This is a genomic window from Microcoleus sp. D2_18a_D3, assembly GCF_036702455.1.
Lineage (GTDB): Bacteria > Cyanobacteriota > Cyanobacteriia > Cyanobacteriales > Microcoleaceae > Microcoleus.
On sequence record NZ_JAUBTK010000083.1, the window covers coordinates 1 to 18,973 of the forward strand.

The following is an 18,973-nucleotide window of genomic DNA, read 5'->3' on the forward strand; positions in this document are numbered from 1 at the left end:
ATGGGCCGGAGAGCCCGTCCCATCAATTGATGAAAAGGATTTTTGCAAGAGGTCTAATCCTCAAATTGTGCAACGCTGGTTAATTAATATTTTAAGTTAACGTCCAGATTTCCCTAAACCGACGCCTCTACCGTCAAAAACGAGTTTTTTAAAGAATAAAGATGGCTGGAAATATATATATTTTAATGATAAACAAGTCCTCAAGGAGTTAAGTTTCAGGGAAATTTAAAACCGTTAATCTTTGTATTTTATTACGTAGGCTTATTACCTTAATTTATAATTAAGTTTAAGTTTATTGACCAGCAAATAGGGCTATATCGAATTGCTATCTACGGCAAACGGCTAAGGCAAAAGCGCCTTAAAAGATCGGGTATGCAGAGTTAATTTCTTTTATCGCTCTTTGTGGGCTATTAGGAGTGATCGACTGATGGAAGACTGTTTAAACTTGTGCTGTGTTTAAATTCTTAGCAGTGACATATTTGTTATGAATTATACAAAATGAGCCGTTACTGGCAATTCTCGCCGACGAGCGATCGCCCCCAATGAATTCAGGAAACATATTCACCGCCACACAGCACAAAATATCTGGATTCGCAAGCTGCGAGTCTTCGTTGGCCCGGAGATCACAAAGCTGCCTTAATTAACACAAATAAGGGCTTTGCAAGAAAATCCAAAAAATATTTCCTTGAGAAACAAGAATAAAAACTTGCTCGCTTATTGTAGCCCCGGTAACAACACGTATGTCTAAAGTTATAGTCCACAGCCAAGTCTACAGGACGAGCTAAATCAATAGGGTGATGTGGCAGTGTCCGGGTGTTAAGAGGGGCGATCGAATAGGAATGTTCCCGGAGCGATCGCTTCCCAATCGGGGGGTGTAAAACCTAGGAAGGCAAGGAGTTGGAGACAATGCTGAACTTTTTGAGTTCAGGAAAGTAGCGTTAGCACTAAACTCTGCCGTATGGTGGAAATCGAGCAAACTTTGTAACAGTTCTTAACTATAAATAATTCTGCCAAAACTGCTAGCATAGTGACACTTTTGCTAGCAAAAACAGATAAAGTAAATAAAGTTGGCTAGCTCTAGACGCCCCGATCCCCATCCTGGGGATGTTGAATCAATTTGATTCATACCAAGTGGTTTTAGAGTTACAATCGGAAGCAAAGCATCGCTATTTAACTGAGTTCTTTACTTACTTTTACTTTCAGCTATGAACGTGGATTTTATCAAAGCCCAAGTCAGGTTGCTACAGGGTGCAAGTTCATCGGAGCGAGAAACCCTTATGAAAAACATCGGCGTCTGTGCTGGCGTGATCCGACCCGGAGAGTACGTGACTCCGCAACGGAAGCACGCTATCACTCTGTGGCTGCAAACAAATGCGGTTCGCCTCCGGCTTCCCCAACTTCCTCTGGACTTATCCGGCCAAAAGCCTTAACAGGGAAGTAATCAAGAGGTAGCGACAGAATCAAAGAAATTAGTCAATCTTACCTAAAAGTTCGTTTTTATTGAGCTGTACAGGATCAATGAAACACGATTAAGATTGAAAAAATGTTTGTAGGGAAAGTTGGGCTCGAAAACACGCCTGTGGACAAGAAGCGGCCGACCGCCTTGGTTGAAGCAGGAAGTGAACGTCAAACCTGCTCTAAAAGTAGATTTGAGTAAGTTTCACAGAAGGGATTATTCTGCACAACTATAACCTGGGTTATTTGCTTTTAGATTTGAGATTCACGATTTAGCCCGTACTGGATAAATTTGCTATTTGTGGATCGCCTGAAAAATTATCCTATTCAATAGGTATAACTAATTACAGGGCAGTCATTGAACTGCCCTTACTTTTGAACCCCGATGCGAAACTGCTGCAAGTTACAATAAACGCATCTACTTGTAGATAGAGTTTAGGTGAACTTTCATGTAAGCTGCAGCGCCTCTATATTATCTGTTATGTTCGAGAGGGGAGGGAGAGAAGGGGAGAGGGGGAGAGGATTTGACGAGCTTTGATAGGGAATTAATATCATCAAACAGAACGAGTTATTACAATTCACTTGCTTTCTAATATATTTTTCCAAAAAAATACTGTGAGCAAAAAACAAAAATTTCCTTATTTAGTTGGTTCCCGATGGACTTCACACCAAAAAACTTGGGGGTGGCGACACTTTCAAGTGGTCAACCGAAAAAACGAAGGTAAATGGGTATTTGCAGAAATGGTGGCGGCTTGCGATCCAAATGTGCGTTTTTGGCTGAACGCCGCACAGCTAAAAGACCGATCGCTCTGGCAAGCTGGATGGCAGTCTACGCAAGAATTAGAGGAATTAGAAACTGCAGACTAAAAGACAGGGCTGTGGGGTAGAGTGAGCGGAACTTCCGCCGCCTGCTGCTATCGTCCCGATCCAAACCAATACGGAGTGATATCAATTCCGGTTGCACTCATACATGATTGTTGACTGTTGACTGTTGACTGTTGACTGTTGACTGTTGAAGGAGGGGTGGAAAAACTCAATGGTTGAGTATTAACTGTTAACTCGATTTTATTATTTTGATGCAACCGGAAGCGATATGAGACTTTGCAGGTTTTGAAAAATCTTTTACATGACTACAAGTTCTGAAAACCCTTATGTAGCAGCGTTTTTCCTTAACCCTCTTTTGTCGCTTTCGGCAGAAAATAATCTGGGATGGTTATAGCATAAGACTTTTACCAAAAACCTTGATTTCAGCCATTCTGTTAGAAAATAAATGCTCAAATCCTTAATATATCTACAGTTGAAAATTTGGCTCTTATTTTTATTTTTTCAGAGTGACCAAAGAGGGTTAAGTAAGTCGGCGGAAAAAATCATCAGTATGTAACAAAACATTAAGTAAGGCGATGCGAACTCAATTTAATGCCTTTTTGTAGGGTAGTGTCCTTTTTTTCCTCTAAGGCGTGTCCTAAATTAAGCCAAATGACAGAAGCTACCAGATAAATTGCAGCTAAAAAGTTTGCAGGGCGTTTGTCGTAGCGCGTTGCGATCGCTCGGTACTGCTTGAGATTGACTAAGGTCGATCGTTCCATATTTCCAGCGGTACTGGCCGCAACCTTCCCGCTACTTCTACACTCGGCCAATTCGGATCAAAAGTCAAATTTTCCAACGTTCCATCGCTGTGAATTAAAAACGTATCCTCAATTTTTGCTCCCGACAAACTCGGATTCCAAGCCACAGCCATATTTTCTGCCAAAATATCTGACGTAGCCGGGTTCGCCACAATTTCCCGCGCCAAATATCCGGTAGTTCCGCCTTGATGGTGTTCCGCAATTGCTTGAGGATATCCGTGCTCTTCGTAAGTAGTTTTAAGGGTATCATAAACCGCATTCAGCGTTACTCCCGGTCGGCAAAAATTTAGCGCCGCTGCTTCAATTTCTCTGACTTGTCGGTGCAACTCTGAATGCTTTTCCCCAAGAAAATCGAAACAGACAAATCTTGTTAAATTTGCATACAAACCCCCTCCCCTGGCGCAAAATACTAACATTGCTTGTCGTCCAATTTGTTCGGCGGTTGCTGTGGCGTGGCGGTACAGCGGCAAACGCCTTTCTCCCGCAACTAATGTCAGGGCTGGATGCAAACCTCTGGCCCACAATGCCTCTGCACCGGCTCCCGCTAGCTGATATTCTGTCCATGTGGGTTTGGCGGCGGAAAGTACCTCTGTCATCGCTTCGCTGGCTAAACGCCCGACTCGCCGATATCGCTCTAATTCGCTTGACATCATTGTCTGTTTGCGGGATTGTAAAGATGCGATTATTGGCATTTCTTGGGAATTTGGTCGATCGCTCATGACGTTACCGCCACCAGTAATTTTTTTGACGAAAGCTTCGCGCTGTGCAACATCTGCCCAAGGATAGATGTGCATTTGAAAGTTGGCTGGCAATTCCTCGTCTTGCAAACGTTGAGCTTCGATTTCATCGGTGAGAACCCAAGCGTTTTCGGCGGTAATTAATATTTCTGCAACTCCGGTTTCTGCGGTTAGCAATACTGTATGGGAACCGCCGGCTGTGGCCCAGGCAAACCAGTCAGTGCCTCGCAAGCGAAGGGCGATCGCTTTTGTTTCGGTTAAGGCTTTGCGGATGAATTCGAGTTTGCTTTCAACTTCTGGGTTTAATGAGTTTATCATATATGAAATAAGGAAGAAGGAAGAAGGAAGAACGAAGGAAGAAGGAAGAACGAAGAAGGAAGAACGAAGAAGGAAGAACGAAGAAGGAAGAACGAAGAACGAAGAACGAAGAAGGAAGAACGAAGAAGGAAGAACGAAGAACGAAGAAGGAAGAACGAAGAAGTCAACTCCCCGCTGCCCCAGAAGGGGGGAAGGAAGAAGGAAGAAGGAAGAAAATCACTGATTTTAGTTAACATTGGCTAAATCTAAAATCTACAATCTCTAAAATCTAAAATCTAAAATCTAAAATCCAAAATCGATAGATACTGCTTGCAATTCTTTAGCTTTTTCTTCGGGTAAAGCGTCGTTGGCAAACATTCCGGCGGCGAGTTCGGTTCCTGCTAGGTATTTTAATCGATCGCTCGATCGATAGGGGGGATAAAATTGGGCGTGCAAATGCGCTTCTGGATGGGGCTTCCCGTCTGTGGGCCCTTGAAACCAAGCCATCAAATAAGGGAACGGGCGATGCCACAAACCGTCGTATTTGAGGGTGACTGTTTTTAAGGCCTTAGCGAGTGATTGGCGCTGTTTTTCCGTCAAATCGACAAATGTAGCAGCGGGGGCGATCGGGGCAATCCACACTTCGTAAGGGTAGCGGGCACAAGCGGGGACAAAGGCGATCGCCTCTTCGTCTAAATAAATAATTCGCTGTTTGTCGGAAATCTCTTTTTGAATCAAATCTTGCAGCAAACCGCTACTGTTTTTTTGATAGTAAACCGATTGACATTCTAACATCCGTGCCGGCACCGGTGGCACGAACGGATAAGCGTAAATTTGACCGTGGGGATGGTGCAAAGTTACTCCGACTTCGACGCCGCGATTTTCAAAGGGCAAGACGTATTGAATTTCTGGATTACTGCCAATAACTGAAGTGCGATCGGCCCATACTTCTAACAGCAATTCTAAGTGAGATAACTCTAAAGAACCGAGGGAAGCCAGCGGATCTTGAGTAAACACTACCACTTCGCAAATGCCTTTGGCGGGCAAAGTTTCGACAATATTTGCAGGTGCATTTTTTGCTTGCAAAGTCATGGAGGGAAAGCGGTTGTCAAACACTGCTACATCGTAATCTCCCGGCGGCAATTCTGTCGGAAATTTAGGGTTAATTGTAGCAGCCAGCGGGTTGTATTCCGGCGGCGGCATGAAAGTTCTTCCCTGACGGTGGCTGGCGTATGCTACCCATTCCCCCCGCAAAGGATGCCAGCGAAAGTGGGGGTTTGCCTCTACTGGTTCATTGCTGGGACTTACGGCCGCGATACCTTCTGGGATTGGGTAGCGACTGTACAGTGTGAGTGGGCGGCCGTCTGGTTTTAGCAATGTTTGGGCGTACATTTTTTGTAGGGGCGGGCGATCAGCTTTAAGATATTTTAGAAGTATAACTTCCTGTGTGGAAAACCCGCCCCTACCTAAAGTCATACGATTTTAGATTTTAGATTTTAGATTTTAGATGAAAAATTACTCATGCCGTAATGGTTTGGATCTTTCCTAAAAAAGCAGCTTTCGGATAACCCAAGGTTTGAATACAGTAGTCATAGACCTGGCTTGGGGGGGTAACAACCCTCATGAAACCCTTAGAGGTTATAATCTAGAAGGGTATGAGAAGGACTTGAAAGATTTGTTCGGGAGGGTGACTGGATAAAAACCAACGCCTGCTCTGGTTGCTCAGTTCATTAAATTGGATAGGTAGGCTGCGCTCTACGGAGCTTGATGGGCTTCGGCACCTATTGCCATCGTCCTCCAGTACAAACTTGATAGCCACTAAAATCTAATACCTTAGTAGGGAACTATGTCTATAAGTAGCTACATAACGACACACCTCGCTTCCGTGTCCCACCCTTACAACTCATCATTGGGTATTCCACTTGCAGACTTACCCGCAGTTTGTAGTGTCTTTGAGCGATTTCTTGCACTACCAAATAACCAACAACTTGCTAACGATATAGCTGTAGCTATTGAAGATTACGAGAACCTCCCTTTTGGAGATATTGGGCGACGTATTGCAACCCTCCGCAATCTCACCCTTACTATAGAACCTTCTTTGAAAGCGATTGGTCGCCTTCGGTATGCAGGAGATGCAACTCAGCTAAATCAACTAGAAGGGCAGAAGCTGAGGTTTCTTTTAGAACATGGCTTAGTGCTTCCTAAAATGCACTGGGATGAAGACTATACTAATAAGAAACATTGTTCGGTTTATTGGTCACAACAAGACTGTCTTGCAGCAGTAGCTTATAGAGTATATTTGCTTCGGAATGAATTTTCTCACGAAACTCCTAGTTACTCTTTAGAGCAAATTTCAGCACTGTTCAATACAACTCTCGCCCTTCTAATCTTAGCAATACATCATCCGCCCAATCGTGCCGTACTTGAACTGGCTACATCGCCTTACCGATCGTATCTAGAGTCGGTAGCCCAGTCCGAACCATATTACGACCGATATGTATGTTTGCAAGCTGACTTAAGGTGGCAACCTAGCTCTATAGATGCTCAACCCATTTCACTAATGCAAGCAGAGTCTTTCTCTACAGTTCCTTTACCTAAAGGACCAGAGGAAGTGTCTGTACTTATAAAACAAGTAGACAAAATGGTGTTAACAGGTGAGGGCGGGGCTGGTAAGTCGCGTACTTTTAGGCACGTTACAGCACTACTAGCTAGAGAAATTCTTTCTTTGCAAGCTCCCCGACAACAAATACCTATTTACTTACCTGCCGAGCTAATTGGTTATGGAAACAAGTTATCAACAAACCTATCCACATTTTTACCAGGTGTTCAGTCTGATGAAATTCAAAAAGGCTTATTGGATGGACAATACTGGATATTTATTGATGGATTGAATGAAGTAGCTCGCAAATATTCCGAGGAATTCATCCAGGATTTAAAAGCATTTTTAATAAACTTTCCTAAGTGTCGAGTTGTCGTTTCTACACGACAGGAAGTTTATTATAATCAGCTTCCCCTGCCTGTATATGAATTAAAATCTCTAACTCCTTATGGCGTTTCTCAAATTTTACGCTTAAACGCTAAAACAGAGGAACAAGGCAGTCAGTTATTCTCGAACCTTAAAAACGACAAAAGACTTCTGGCTTTATTTAAAACGCCTCTAATGAGTAGGCTTCTCTGTGAACTTCCTCCAGAGATCCGTATCCCTCGAAGTATGGGAGAAATGATGAGCGTACTGTTCAATCAGATATTTGAGCGTGAAGAACGCAAAGGAGACCAGGTATCTAGGCTCATAAAAAGTATGGCACTGGTTGACTTAGCTAAAACAATTCGTGATGAGTCAGGAACTCTACTATCTGAAGAAAAAATACTACATATATTTGCAAATATAACTCAAAGATTTTATCGGGAGGTATCACCTATATCTTTGCTAAAAAAACTAATCGAAAGCGGTATTTTAGAGAGACGCGGGGATGGCTTTGTTGCGTTTTTCCATGAAACAGCACTCGATTATTTTACAGCGTTAGGATTGAAAGACGCTTGCGAAAGAAATTTTGACCAAAATGTAGAAGCTCAAGTCCTGTCTGCCACTCCTAGTAGTATTGAAATATTGTCTGGTTTACTCAGTTCTGCGGACACGCTTACTCGATTTATTTCACAGCGGGATTTGAAGTGGGCAGCTCGATGCTACTCAGCCCGTTCTCAACGTTCTAAACAACTATTTCAAGAATTATTTAATGCAGCTAATTCCCGATTAATGGCGAATTCTATTGCTGAAATAGGTATAGCTGTACAGGTAATGGCAGCGCTTGATGAGATAGAAGCAACTCAGGCGGTGTTTAGGGTACTTCCCAAACTTCCAGAAGAGGCGCGAACAGTGGCTAGCAATGCTTTAGTGCAATATGCTCCTAATGGCATTACTGAGGAGGTTCGGCAAGCTTTAGAATCAGGAGAATTTGCACAACAGTTAGTAGCTATCAAGTTTACCAGCGCACACCAGATTGTGGAATTTACGCCACTTGTAATTAAGTTAGCAGAGTCACAACAATCGAACCTAGCGCATCATATAGCGAAGGCTTTGGGGTACTTGGAGTCAGCAGAGGCACTAAATTATCTGGAGAAACAATGTAATACGCCTAGAGAATCTAGATCTATTCCTTTGGATGTTGCTATTAATGTTCTTAGCTCTGAACGGGCGGTATCGGTACTAAAAATAGCACTAAAAGACCCAGATGTAGAAGTACGTAGAGCCGCTATTAGCCGAATTGAAACTATTAATCTTGGTGAAATTGATACTGAAGTTTCTGGAGTGGTTGTTAGCGACCTAGATTTCTTAGTAAGGTTAATAGGGGTGCAAATACTACTACGCCGCACCGAAAATTCTCATCGTGAACAGAGCCTTAAAGATTTATTTTCTACAGATCCTCTTGCCGAAGAATCACTGCCAGCAGCTAGGATTATGAAGGTAGTTTCATTACTACATCAAAATGAATTAGAAGATGTAGCTTTACGAGCACTTTGTACCTCGCATCCCGCCATACAATCTTTAATAATTAATAGAATATTATCTAGAAATTTGAACTTAGCTTTCAAGATTTTTCCTCTAGTTGAATTTGATGACCCTGCAATTGCTCCTGGAGTCAAAATGGCTTTAATAAAAGCTCTTATTTCCCTTGGCTATCACAAGGTGGAGATGCTTCAGAGAGCTATGTCCTCATCCTCACCTCATGGGGTTCGATTGGCTGTAGTCCAAATGTTAGCTAATCTACCTTCTGATATTGCCACTGTAGTCTTAGAAAAAGCACTGGCTGACCCCTCAGAACAGGTTAAAGTCACAGCATTAAAGTCCCTTGCTTCTTACCCTGATTTATGTTCTGAGCAACTTGTGGAACAACTTCTTTTTTATTCAAATAGGGCAATAGAGCGACAAGCATGGAATTTAGTCAATACATATTCTATTTTTGAAAATAAAAAACTGTTTAATTGGACGAAGAAAAACTGGCCTACGTATTTACGAACAAGAGCCATAGAAGAGTTAAACAAGCGTCGCTTTAGCTGGCCATTACATAAAGCCTGCGCCCTTGCGAGAGACATCGATTATGGGATACGTCTCAAAGGAGAGGGAATTTTAGAAGCTATTTTTCATAGTAGGCAAGAAAATATTGGAAAAATAAATAACTGGGTGGTTAAGGGAGGCTATGGGTTTCTGGTTCGACTTGGAACAAAAGAACAACTATTTTTTCATGCCAGCAATTTAATTGAGAAACAGTACACTCCTCTTCGTGATGACTTCGTTACTTTTCAAGTTGGGGAACCGAATGCTGGTGAGACAAAACCACCTGCTGTACAAGTACGTTTCTTAGGTTGATTTAAAGCAGAACAGGGAGAAACTGTAAATTTTAACCAGATAGTATTTGCAACATCCTATAGCGAGCCTAAATGATTTGTACAAAAAATGTAGGGGTCAGCACGGGGGCTGACCCTCAACATCGGGGGGAACCACGGAGGGATTGCTCCTACAAGAATTACACAATTCATTAATACGCACTATAGACGTGGCAGATTGCCAATAAACCTGGTTTCTAGCAATCCTAAATGATTTTCTATGTATAAGCGTACTGATGAATTTTGGGGAAATCAAATTTATGTTCCTTGGTGAAAAACTCAAACAAAAATTTGATAATCTTAAAAGACCTACATAAATACCAATACTTTCTTAAAAACTTTTTAGCTTGTAACCAAATATCTTCAACGGGATTCGGTTAAAACCCTTAATTATACTGACTATGCAGGGCTACCTAATTTTTCACCTCTGATTCACCTAGGCTAACTTTAACGGATATTGCCACTTTAATTATCCGCGCTCCGCACCTTCGCAATTGTATCCCTATGATTGCAGGTACTGCCACATTAGTGCAGCGAATTACAGCGTTATATAACAAGGTAATATTGCTGACTCAATAGCAGCAGAATTGGATCATCTCTGCTTAGCGCAGGTTTCTCCTGCACTGATTATCACGAAAATCGAGCAGAGATAGAAGCAGAGTTAGTGGCTGAAGAATCGGAATATGAGGGTTGGACAGCATTAAATAACCTACAAATGCAGGAGAAATGAGCCAGCATTAGTCTTTTTAATGAGGGCTAAAGTCCTGACTACGATCGCAATTCCCAATTACCCAGTATATTTATCGCTCGACCATTCGATCGAGCTTTTCCTTAACCAACAAGTCTAACAACGAGCGCAACACAAACAAGCCACCGAATCCCGAAACCGCAAAAGCTGCGATCGCCCCCGTTTGATATCCGCCCACCAGCAGCACAGCACCCGACAAAAACACAAAACCAGTCAAACAAGCGAAAATAAGAGTTTTCAAAGCTAAATTAATGCGTTTCAAGGCTCTTTCGCTCTCTAGATTTCGCACTCTAATTTGCATTTCGCCCTCTTCAATTCGCTGCTCCAAACGCTTGAGAAAAACTTGCGATTTGCTCGGCTGCCGTAACTTATATGTAATAAAACTCCGTGCTTGCCTTGCCAATTCTCCGATCGCATTTCCCCGCCCCTTGCTCACCGCAATACTCTTGACAAAAGGCTGAGCGGATGCTATGAAATTGTAATCAGGGTCGAGAGTTCTAGCAATGCCGTCGAGAGTCGTCACCGACTTGACAATAAACATCATTTCTGCAGGCAAGCGAAACGGTTGCTGCTCGAACATGATGTAAAGTTCGTTCTTAATTTCATTAAAAGCTTGAAAGTCGATCGGCTTATCAATAAACTTATCCAACAGAAAAGCAATCAGCCTGCGTACCGGCATCATATCCGGCATCGGCTCAACTAAGCCGATCGTAATTAAAGTATTGAGTACCTCGTCAGTATCCTTTCTCATCACAGCAAAAAAAGTCTTGACCATTTGGTCTTTAGCCAGAGACTTCACCTCAGCCATCATCCCAAAATCATAAAAAATTAAGCTACCATCTTCTGTCACCGCCAAATTTCCCGGATGCGGGTCAGCTTGAAAAAAACCGTCAATTAACAACTGTTTCAAATAACAGCAAATTCCGAGTTGATTGAGCTTCACAATATCGACTCCAATCGCCTCTAAACTAATGCGATCGTCCACCTTAATACCTGGTGCGTATTCTAGAGTCAGCACTTTTTTAGTAGTGTATTGCCAGTAGACTTTCGGGACAATAATCTGAGGATATTCTCGAAAATTATGGCTAAAGCGATCGGAATTTTTACCTTCTTGCACGTAGTCAATTTCTTGATATAAAATCTTAAAAAACTCGTGATAAATAGATTCCAGGTCATATTTGCGCGTCCCAGGTAAATAGCGATCGCAAAAACGCATCACTTGGCGCACCGCCTTCACATCCAAATCAAATAAACTTTCCAAACCCGGACGCTGCACCTTTACAATCACATCTTCCCCGGTGTGCAGCCTTGCTTTGTGCACCTGTCCCAGACTCGCAGCAGCAATTGGCGACGGATCAAAATCGCGGTACAAAGCATAAATATCCTTGCCTAACTCTGATTCTACAAGAGCGATCGCCTCTTCGGAACTAAACTGAGGAACCCGATCCTGCAACTGTTCGAGTTCCTTCACATACTCAAGTGGCAACAAATCCGCCCGAGTCGAGAGAGACTGCCCGATTTTAATAAAAGTCGGGCCTAAATTCAGCAAAGTATTGACCAACCAATGAGCGCGAATTCTCCTAGTTTGAGGCGAATTATTTTGCAGCAGTGCGTCCCACCACAAAAAAAACATAAACTTTCCCGCCGCTGCAAAAATGTCTATTTGCCGTGCCAGTGGCGAATATTTAGAACGTTGCCAACGCAGGGTTTTAGGTGCAGCTTTTGTGAGCATAATATTGGCGATCAAATTCCATGCACCGTGACAATTTTTAGGGACTATCCAGGACGCAGAAACCGGCTTGTACGAAAAGACGGGTTGCAGACCTTTGAAACAGTTAAAAAACTCAGTTTCTTTGGTCTCTACTGCCTAATATCATCTCCGGCTATACAATTATAATTAAGTTCCTAGTAAGTAATGCCAGTCCTGATTAATTAATAAATAGAGGACAGTCGTACTCACTACAAACACGCGCTAATTACGGGCCAATAACCCGACATAATATAAGTCCTGGGGAAAATCAGCAATGGAGAACCGGCAATTTAGACGGGCAACCAGACAAACCATTCAAAACAGAGGACTTGGTAGCGTTTACGACATTTCCAAATCTCCCTCTTCTGGCAAGTCTTCTCGTTTCGCCTGTTCGCTGCCAATTCCCAGCAGCTTATCAACCGAACTATTCTTCTACATTACAGAGTTCCGCTGCAAATTGCGGCAGAGTCAGAGTAAAAGATGTGCGCCACAAATTGTCAGCTTCTGAACTTTCGACCGGACAGCTAGATACATCAATAGTACCATTCAAGTGCTGCACTAAAGACTTTACCAGAGCCAGACCCAAACCAGTACCGGCGATAGCTTGGTCAGTAATGCCAGTGCCACGGCGGAACTTGTCAAAGATGTGGGGCAAATCAGCAGCCGAAATGCCGGGCCCGAAATTAGAAATGCTCAGGACAATATAGCCGGCTGCCTCAGACACCTCCAAAACTACCGCCGTTCCAGAAGCAGAGTATTTTCCAGCATTCGTCAGCAGTTCCAGCAGTATCCGATTGAGAATGTCCGGGTCAGTTTCCCAGCAAGGGGTCAACTTGGGCAAATCCACCTTCAGAGTCAATTGCTTATCCGCCCACTGTTTTTCAAAATCCCCAGCTAAATCTTGAAATAAACGGTTGATATCGATTTTGATTAGAGAAATCGGGACTTGCTGAGCCTCAAACTGCTTGAGCGCCAGCAAATCGTTAACCAGAGCAGTTTCCTGAGAACACTGCTGTTCTAGAATGTCGAGATACTTAGTCCGACTCGCTGACGGCAGTTCAGCTTGTTTGAGCATCAGAATCGCCAGCTTCATGATTGTTAAAGGGGTACGCAACTCGTGACTCAGAGTGCTGAGAAACTCGTCTTTAATCAGCTTCAATTTCCGCATTTGCTCTAGCTGATTGGCAGATTGTTCGTACAGTTTCCCCTGCAGGTCGAGACTTTGCTGCAACTGAGCGGTTCTGTCGAAGACTACGCTTTGCAATTCCTTAAACGTTTGAGTTTGGATAATCATCTTGCTCGCTTGAGCGCTGACTGATTCGAGAACTTCTAATTCTTCCGGGTTCCAAGTGCGCGGATCAAAGTGCTGCAAAACCAAGAAACCCAAAACTGTTTCTTGGCAGCTACCGCCCGTGAGGGGAACCAGCAGCAAGCCGCGAATGCCTTGGAGTTTCAAAATTTCTGTGGCTGCTTCTTGTTCTTTGCGGATTAATGCGCCTGCGTCAGCGAGGGCGAGGGGTTTGGGTGCGCTGTGGAATGCTTGGTGGCACAAATTAGATTCTGACAGCCAAAAAGTGGGAGAGTTATTGGGTTTTGAGTTGGGGATTTTGGATTGGGAATTAGCAGTTTTATCCTTGTTTTTTGTTTTGGATGTTGAGCTTTTTTTTCCGGCAGTGCTTTGTGATCTTGCCTGTTTGTTTGGAGCTTTTTTTACAAGGGATTCGCAAACTAATTCGACTTTCGCTTTGGGAGTTTGATTGGGGGAGCAAGTTGTAAATAGAGGATCTGTATATTTCAAGAGCAGGATTTGGCCTCTATCTACTTCCAGGGTAGCGACGGTATTTTCAATAACTTGCTGCAATATTCGATCGACTTCTGAATTTGTGTCGATCGAGGCAGCAACTGACCTGAGTAGATTTTTGTATTTAGCTTGTCGCTGTAACTGTGCGTTTAAGCTGGCAATTTCTTGAGTTTTTTGAATGTGAGAAATCGCGCTGCCGATCGCGTCTGATGCTGCTTCAAGGCGCTGCCGATCGGCTACCGACCACTCGTGAGGTTGCGACTTACCAAGAATCATCATGCCATTTACAGCCCCTGCAAATCGCGCAGGCCCTGCCAAAATTGCCCGAAAAGGCAGCCCAGTCACAGGGGCATTGGACGATGAAGTTGCCGGACTATCTTGATAGTCGGATATCGCCACTATCTCGCCGTCTGCTAGGACATTTGCCCAAACGGGATGTTCGAGTGATATGCTAGGCGGTTTTAATCTGGTGGTTTGGGGGTGTTCCGGTGTTTCAGTGGAATCGGCAACACCAGCCACATAGGGAAAATCACTGCTATTTTGCCAGTAAGCATTCGGATGTACTACTTTCTGGTCAACCACAGCAGCAACCACACAGAAATCTGCCCCCCATGCAACCCCCAAAGTATTGGCTATTTGCAGCAGCAGGATTTCTCGATCGAAGCTGGTCGCGAGAATTTGGGAAATTTGTCGCCCTAGAAGGGCAGGATCGACCTGGAACTGCATAAGACGATCCAAAAAGTTTTGGACTGATACTGGTTCTGGGATTTGCGGTAAATGCAAAGTGCAAGACTCTGACGGCGATCGGTCGATCGAAGTAAACTCTTGACTTCCCTGGCGATCGATCATGGCAACCAAGCCTTTATTCTAAGATGTTTGAGCCGGCTCCCGCTGCAAATATAGAACCTATCCATAACTGTCGGCTTGACTGTTATGAGCCTGTTTTCTGTGTTTATGCAGTCGGTCGGCGGGTCGCTCGATATGTAAAAATATACCCATATCTGACCGAGTTCTATTTTCCTGTTTTTTACCCTTCGATCTGTACGGGATGAACTTTACCATCCTTTACCGGATGATTATCAATCCCATTCCCGCTAATTTTGACGGTTATGAGTAGTATGAAGCTTTTCTAGAGACCGCTTAGTGACACCCCTCTTCTCACTGTGTGATGTTTCCTATTTAAGCTTGTGATCCTAACAAATTTTTATTGTGATACAAATCGGCCGATCGAGTAACGCCGATCGCAAAAATTCAAAATCCCCAAATTATCACTCATAACATAGCTGAGAGTTTCCGAGTTTTGACTCAAAAACTCATTTTTCACCACACCTAGAGCAGCGCGGCGAACTCTACGTTTAAATTTATCCAACTTACCTGCTTACTTATTTTGTGCTTCCTGTTGGGCTTTATCGCTATTTTGGCGGTAAAGTGCCGTCCGGTTCTGAGCCGTTGTGTAGCGGGGATGCTTGGAAGGCACGGCGGCCATCAAATCGGAAGCTTGCTGCCACTTAGCAGCTACGATTAACCAATCCTCGCGAGATTGAGCGGTTTTGCCCTCGGTGGCTGCTTGTTCGGCTACTCGCACTGCTTGGGCAAAAGAGTCAACAGCAGAATTAACAGTCTCTTTAGAAATTTTCAAAGCAGGTTTTGCCTCCGAGGAAGGGCTAGTGGCAACTGCTTGGGTGGTAGCTTGTGTGCTGTTTGGCACTTGGGAATTGAGCCCTTTGTGAATGGCGGCCGCTGCTGCAAGCAATAGCACACTCAAGCTGATGCCGCCGACGATACCGCGCTGAAATTGCCGCGGTTGCTGCATCGATCGAGGTATAGCCATTCTCGGCAAAGCCCGCTTGCCTGCCACAGCTTGGTGTTCGTGATGGGCGGTGGCTAAACGCTTGAACAAATTCGGCTTTCGGAGTTTAATTTCTTGAGACCACAACAGTTGATTTTCGGGATCGCGGCTAATTTCTTCCAGCCACAGCAGTTGGTGTTCTCGGACAAGCCGGCTGTTGATGTTGACTCGGCGAATATTGTGGGGCGAAATGCGTTCCAAAATTTCTCGGACTCGATCGACCAAACTAGACTCTTCGAGCAGTTGGGGCGTTGCAGCTTCGCACAGCAGTTGCAGCACCCCGTCTGCAAACACGGCTCGGGCCCTCACCCCTACCTGTGCCAGTTCGTCATTAAGGATTTGAATAATCGATGCAACCGAGCCTTCGCGAGCTTGTCGAGCAATGTCATCTATTGGATTTGCCATAAAACTATCTTGACGCTTAGCAATTGTTAATTATTAACCCAAAGTCTCGGATCTAATTTTTACTCATACAGGTTATCACTGACACTGCCAGGTTAAAATGAACAGATGCAAATCTTGCATACCGATCCACTTAAAATTATCACCACAGCATCTAGCGAGGCTAACAGGAAATAAACTATGGGTAAAGTAATTAGCGGTCAAATTTTTGTTGTAGACGACAACATCGATACAGATCAAATTATCCCGGCCGAATACCTGACCCTGGTTCCCTCGAAGCCGGACGAGTACGAGAAACTAGGCAGTTACGCTATGATTGGGTTGCCCGATCGCTACGGTAAGTTTATCGAATCCGGTGAACAAAAAACCCGGTATCCGATTATCATAGCGGGCGAAAATTTTGGCTGCGGTTCTTCGCGGGAGCACGCTCCGATCGCTCTGGGGGCTGCAGGCGTCACAGCAGTGGTGGCTTTGTCTTACGCGCGCATTTTCTTTCGCAATTGCTCGGCTACGGGCGAATTGTACCCGATCGAATCAGTCGATCGACTCTGCGACTTGTTTGTAACCGGTCAAGAAGTGACGATCGACTTTACAACAGAGGTAATTGTCAACCACACTCTCGATCGAACTTTCTCGCTCAAACCTTTAGGAGAAGTAGGGCCAGTGATTGATGCCGGAGGGTTGTTTGACTACGCGCGCCAAACCGGAATGATTGCGGCTCGCTCTTAATTGTTAAACCCCCTGCAATGTAGGGTGCACGCCTGCACCTTACCAGTATCTCCCTGCTCAAACCCATGCAATGTAGGGTGCGTGCCAATTTTCTCAAATCGACTCAATAAAATTCAATAAAATACGCTGGTGAGCAATCCCAAAAGGTCGCACATCTCCTGACTGCTCAGAAAAGCATTTTCCCGCCCGAATCTGCTCTGGTGTCAACAACTTCATATCCCAACCCTCAAGCAAAACTAAATCCTTGACATCCGCACTAAGTTGTGCATGAAAAACGTGGCGAACCACATCTTTTTCCACATCGCAACAGAAAAAAGAAACACTTGGAGGAGCATAGCCAATTTCCTCTGATAATTCCCGCAATACAGCCACTTGGGCAGTTTCTCCCGGTTCCAAGTGTCCACCAAACAAAGCCCAATGTCCGGGATACCTGATATGAGGAATATCGTCTCGCAACTGACAGAGAAACTTGCCGTCTTGGTACAAAATCGCGATCGCAACGTGAATTTTAGTCATGTGTTATTAGTCAGTAGTCATTAGTCAGTAGTCATTAGTCATTAGTTATTTAACACGAATACACGGATTAATTATCGAGTATTCCTCAGATATTAAATAAGGAAGAGGGAACAAAGAGCAATTATCAAATAACAAACAACAAATAACCAATGCCTATTTCCCCTTGTCTGAACTGGGAGTGCGCTTTAATTGTTCCATTTCCTCAACATAAACTTCACCTAAATCTTTTCCGGCCAATTCCTTCAGAGTAATACTCTTGTAGCGGACTTCTCCCTTGAGCAACACTTCATCGCCAAGCTGGGGCAAAACTTGGTTAGTTAAAACCCAAATCGTACCCGTACCGTCTTGAAGTTGATAAGCCGCATTCCCCACAAACGGAGCGCGATTTTCCACCTTTCCCCGGAGATAAACTTCAGCATCCACTTGCCGCTTTTGTTGAACGTCGCCAATGCTAGCCACATTAAAACCAAGATTAAGTTGAGACAGAGGTAAATTGCCACAACTGAAAAAACCGCTGGCGAGGATTAGCGATAAAGAGCCGGTGCAGAATCTTTGAACCCAAACTTGCTTAATTGCAGTAGTCATTGGTCAACTGATTTGAGATTTGAGATGTGAGATACGACTTACTTTAACAGAATCCCAAGAATCGATCGCAAGTAAGAAATTTCTCTAGTGGAGTCCTTGACGGGGATTAAGCTAAAATCTAAAATCGTCAGCCCCTAACCCAGAGTCTACAATGGATGCCAAAACTGCTCAAATACTAGATGGCAAAGCTTTAGCGACAAAGATTCAAAGCGAGCTGAGCGATCGAGTCCGCGCCCTACAACCCCAAAAGGGGCGTCCTCCGGGACTTGCGGTGCTGATGGTGGGGGACAACCCAGCTAGTGCAGCCTATGTTCGCAATAAAGAGCGAGCCTGCGCTAAAGTTGGCATAGCTTCCTTCGGCCAGCATTACCCCGCAAACGCTACTCAAGCCGAACTAGAACTTGCAATTCGTGCACTCAACGAGGACGATCGAGTAGATGGCATTTTAGTTCAATTACCGCTACCAGAACACTTAGATGCAATTTCGCTGCTGTACCAAATTGCCCCCGACAAAGATGCTGACGGACTTCACCCTGTAAATTTAGGCCGTCTCGTGCGCGGGGAGGAAGGTTTGCGGAGTTGTACTCCCGCCGGAGTGATGCGGTTATTGCAGGAATACCAGATTGATTTAAAAGGAAAAAATGCCGTTGTTTTGGGACGGAGTATTTTGGTAGGTAAACCGATGGCGCTGATGCTGTTAGAAGCCGATTGTACTGTTACTGTAGCTCATTCGCGGACGCAAAACCTAGAATCGATTACAAATCAAGCCGATATTTTAATAGCCGCAGTCGGCCGCACAGAAATGATTACACCTAATATGGTCAAACCTGGATCAGTAGTAATTGATGTCGGTATTAACCGCGTCATCAATCCAGACGGTACGAGTCGTTTGGCCGGAGATGTTGATTTTAATGCTGTTAAAAAAGTAGCAGAATTTATCACGCCGGTGCCGGGAGGAATCGGGCCGATGACTGTTGCTATGCTTTTAGAAAATACCGTTTCGAGTTATATTGAATACGCTTCTAATTGAATTATGACCCACTTGTGAGCCAGTATTGGCTCAAGTAGGGTTAGTAATCTACCCACACACAAAGATT

Annotated in this window: 14 protein-coding genes and 1 pseudogene; 6 read left to right on the forward strand and 9 right to left on the reverse strand. The window is 44.1% G+C overall.

The features are described 5' to 3' along the window. The first annotated feature begins 1,205 nt into the window (after window positions 1-1,205). Window positions 1,206-1,430 (forward strand): hypothetical protein, encoded by a 225-nt coding sequence (locus QUB06_RS27600; protein WP_333042394.1) that lies wholly within the window; start codon window positions 1,206-1,208, stop codon window positions 1,428-1,430. A 640-nt stretch (window positions 1,431-2,070) separates the two neighbouring features. Continuing rightward, window positions 2,071-2,322, forward strand: coding sequence for a TIGR02450 family Trp-rich protein (locus QUB06_RS27605; protein WP_242725377.1), 252 nt, complete (start codon window positions 2,071-2,073; stop codon window positions 2,320-2,322). Between the two features lie 599 nt (window positions 2,323-2,921). On the opposite strand, the pseudogene QUB06_RS27610 reads toward QUB06_RS27605, so the two are convergent. Then, a pseudogene (locus QUB06_RS27610) lies at window positions 2,922-3,017 on the reverse strand (IS5/IS1182 family transposase); the annotation flags it as partial. 5 nt (window positions 3,018-3,022) lie between these two features. After that, window positions 3,023-4,135: a M24 family metallopeptidase gene (locus QUB06_RS27615; protein WP_333437991.1), complete on the reverse strand. Its 1,113-nt coding sequence runs from the start codon at window positions 4,133-4,135 to the stop codon at window positions 3,023-3,025. Here QUB06_RS27615 and QUB06_RS27620 point away from each other — a divergent pair. Next, a complete protein-coding gene (locus QUB06_RS27620; protein ID WP_333437992.1) occupies window positions 4,101-4,358 on the forward strand; it encodes a hypothetical protein in 258 nt (85 codons plus the stop codon). The two genes, QUB06_RS27615 and QUB06_RS27620, sit on opposite strands and share 35 nt — an antisense overlap. A gap of 59 nt (window positions 4,359-4,417) precedes the next feature. Here QUB06_RS27620 and galT read toward each other — a convergent pair whose 3' ends face one another. After that, window positions 4,418-5,590 carry a galactose-1-phosphate uridylyltransferase gene (gene galT, locus QUB06_RS27625; protein ID WP_333437993.1) on the reverse strand — a complete coding sequence of 391 codons (1,173 nt, stop codon included), beginning with the start codon at window positions 5,588-5,590 and terminating at the stop codon, window positions 4,418-4,420. A gap of 433 nt (window positions 5,591-6,023) precedes the next feature. Between galT and QUB06_RS27630 the strand changes: the two genes are divergently transcribed. Then, window positions 6,024-9,479: a hypothetical protein gene (locus QUB06_RS27630; RefSeq protein WP_333437994.1), complete on the forward strand. Its 3,456-nt coding sequence runs from the start codon at window positions 6,024-6,026 to the stop codon at window positions 9,477-9,479. Between the two features lie 817 nt (window positions 9,480-10,296). Here the strand turns inward: QUB06_RS27630 and QUB06_RS27635 are convergent. The 4 genes from QUB06_RS27635 to QUB06_RS27650 form a co-directional block, all read right to left on the reverse strand. Beyond that, window positions 10,297-11,976 (reverse strand): AarF/ABC1/UbiB kinase family protein, encoded by a 1,680-nt coding sequence (locus QUB06_RS27635; RefSeq protein WP_333437995.1) that lies wholly within the window; start codon window positions 11,974-11,976, stop codon window positions 10,297-10,299. 442 nt (window positions 11,977-12,418) lie between these two features. Beyond that, window positions 12,419-14,644: an ATP-binding protein gene (locus tag QUB06_RS27640; protein ID WP_333437996.1), complete on the reverse strand. Its 2,226-nt coding sequence runs from the start codon at window positions 14,642-14,644 to the stop codon at window positions 12,419-12,421. A gap of 355 nt (window positions 14,645-14,999) precedes the next feature. Then, on the reverse strand, window positions 15,000-15,164 hold the full coding sequence (locus tag QUB06_RS27645; protein WP_333437997.1) for a hypothetical protein: 165 nt from the start codon (window positions 15,162-15,164) through the stop codon (window positions 15,000-15,002). 9 nt (window positions 15,165-15,173) lie between these two features. After that, a complete protein-coding gene (locus tag QUB06_RS27650; RefSeq protein ID WP_333437998.1) occupies window positions 15,174-16,049 on the reverse strand; it encodes a hypothetical protein in 876 nt (291 codons plus the stop codon). A gap of 177 nt (window positions 16,050-16,226) precedes the next feature. Here QUB06_RS27650 and QUB06_RS27655 point away from each other — a divergent pair, with 177 nt between their 5' ends. Then, the gene (locus QUB06_RS27655) at window positions 16,227-16,775 is read left to right on the forward strand and encodes a LeuD/DmdB family oxidoreductase small subunit (protein ID WP_333437999.1); all 549 of its coding nucleotides are present in this window, start codon (window positions 16,227-16,229) and stop codon (window positions 16,773-16,775) included. A 93-nt stretch (window positions 16,776-16,868) separates the two neighbouring features. On the opposite strand, the gene QUB06_RS27660 is transcribed toward QUB06_RS27655, so the two are convergent. Together QUB06_RS27660 and QUB06_RS27665 are read right to left on the reverse strand one after the other, a co-directional pair. After that, entirely contained in the window at window positions 16,869-17,291 is a 423-nt protein-coding gene (locus tag QUB06_RS27660; RefSeq protein ID WP_333438000.1) for an NUDIX hydrolase, read from the reverse strand. A gap of 153 nt (window positions 17,292-17,444) precedes the next feature. After that, entirely contained in the window at window positions 17,445-17,876 is a 432-nt protein-coding gene (locus QUB06_RS27665; protein WP_333438001.1) for a DNA-binding protein, read from the reverse strand. Between the two features lie 151 nt (window positions 17,877-18,027). Here QUB06_RS27665 and folD point away from each other — a divergent pair, with 151 nt between their 5' ends. Next, a complete protein-coding gene (gene folD / locus QUB06_RS27670; RefSeq protein WP_333438002.1) occupies window positions 18,028-18,906 on the forward strand; it encodes a bifunctional methylenetetrahydrofolate dehydrogenase/methenyltetrahydrofolate cyclohydrolase FolD in 879 nt (292 codons plus the stop codon). The last annotated feature ends 67 nt before the right edge of the window (window positions 18,907-18,973 follow it).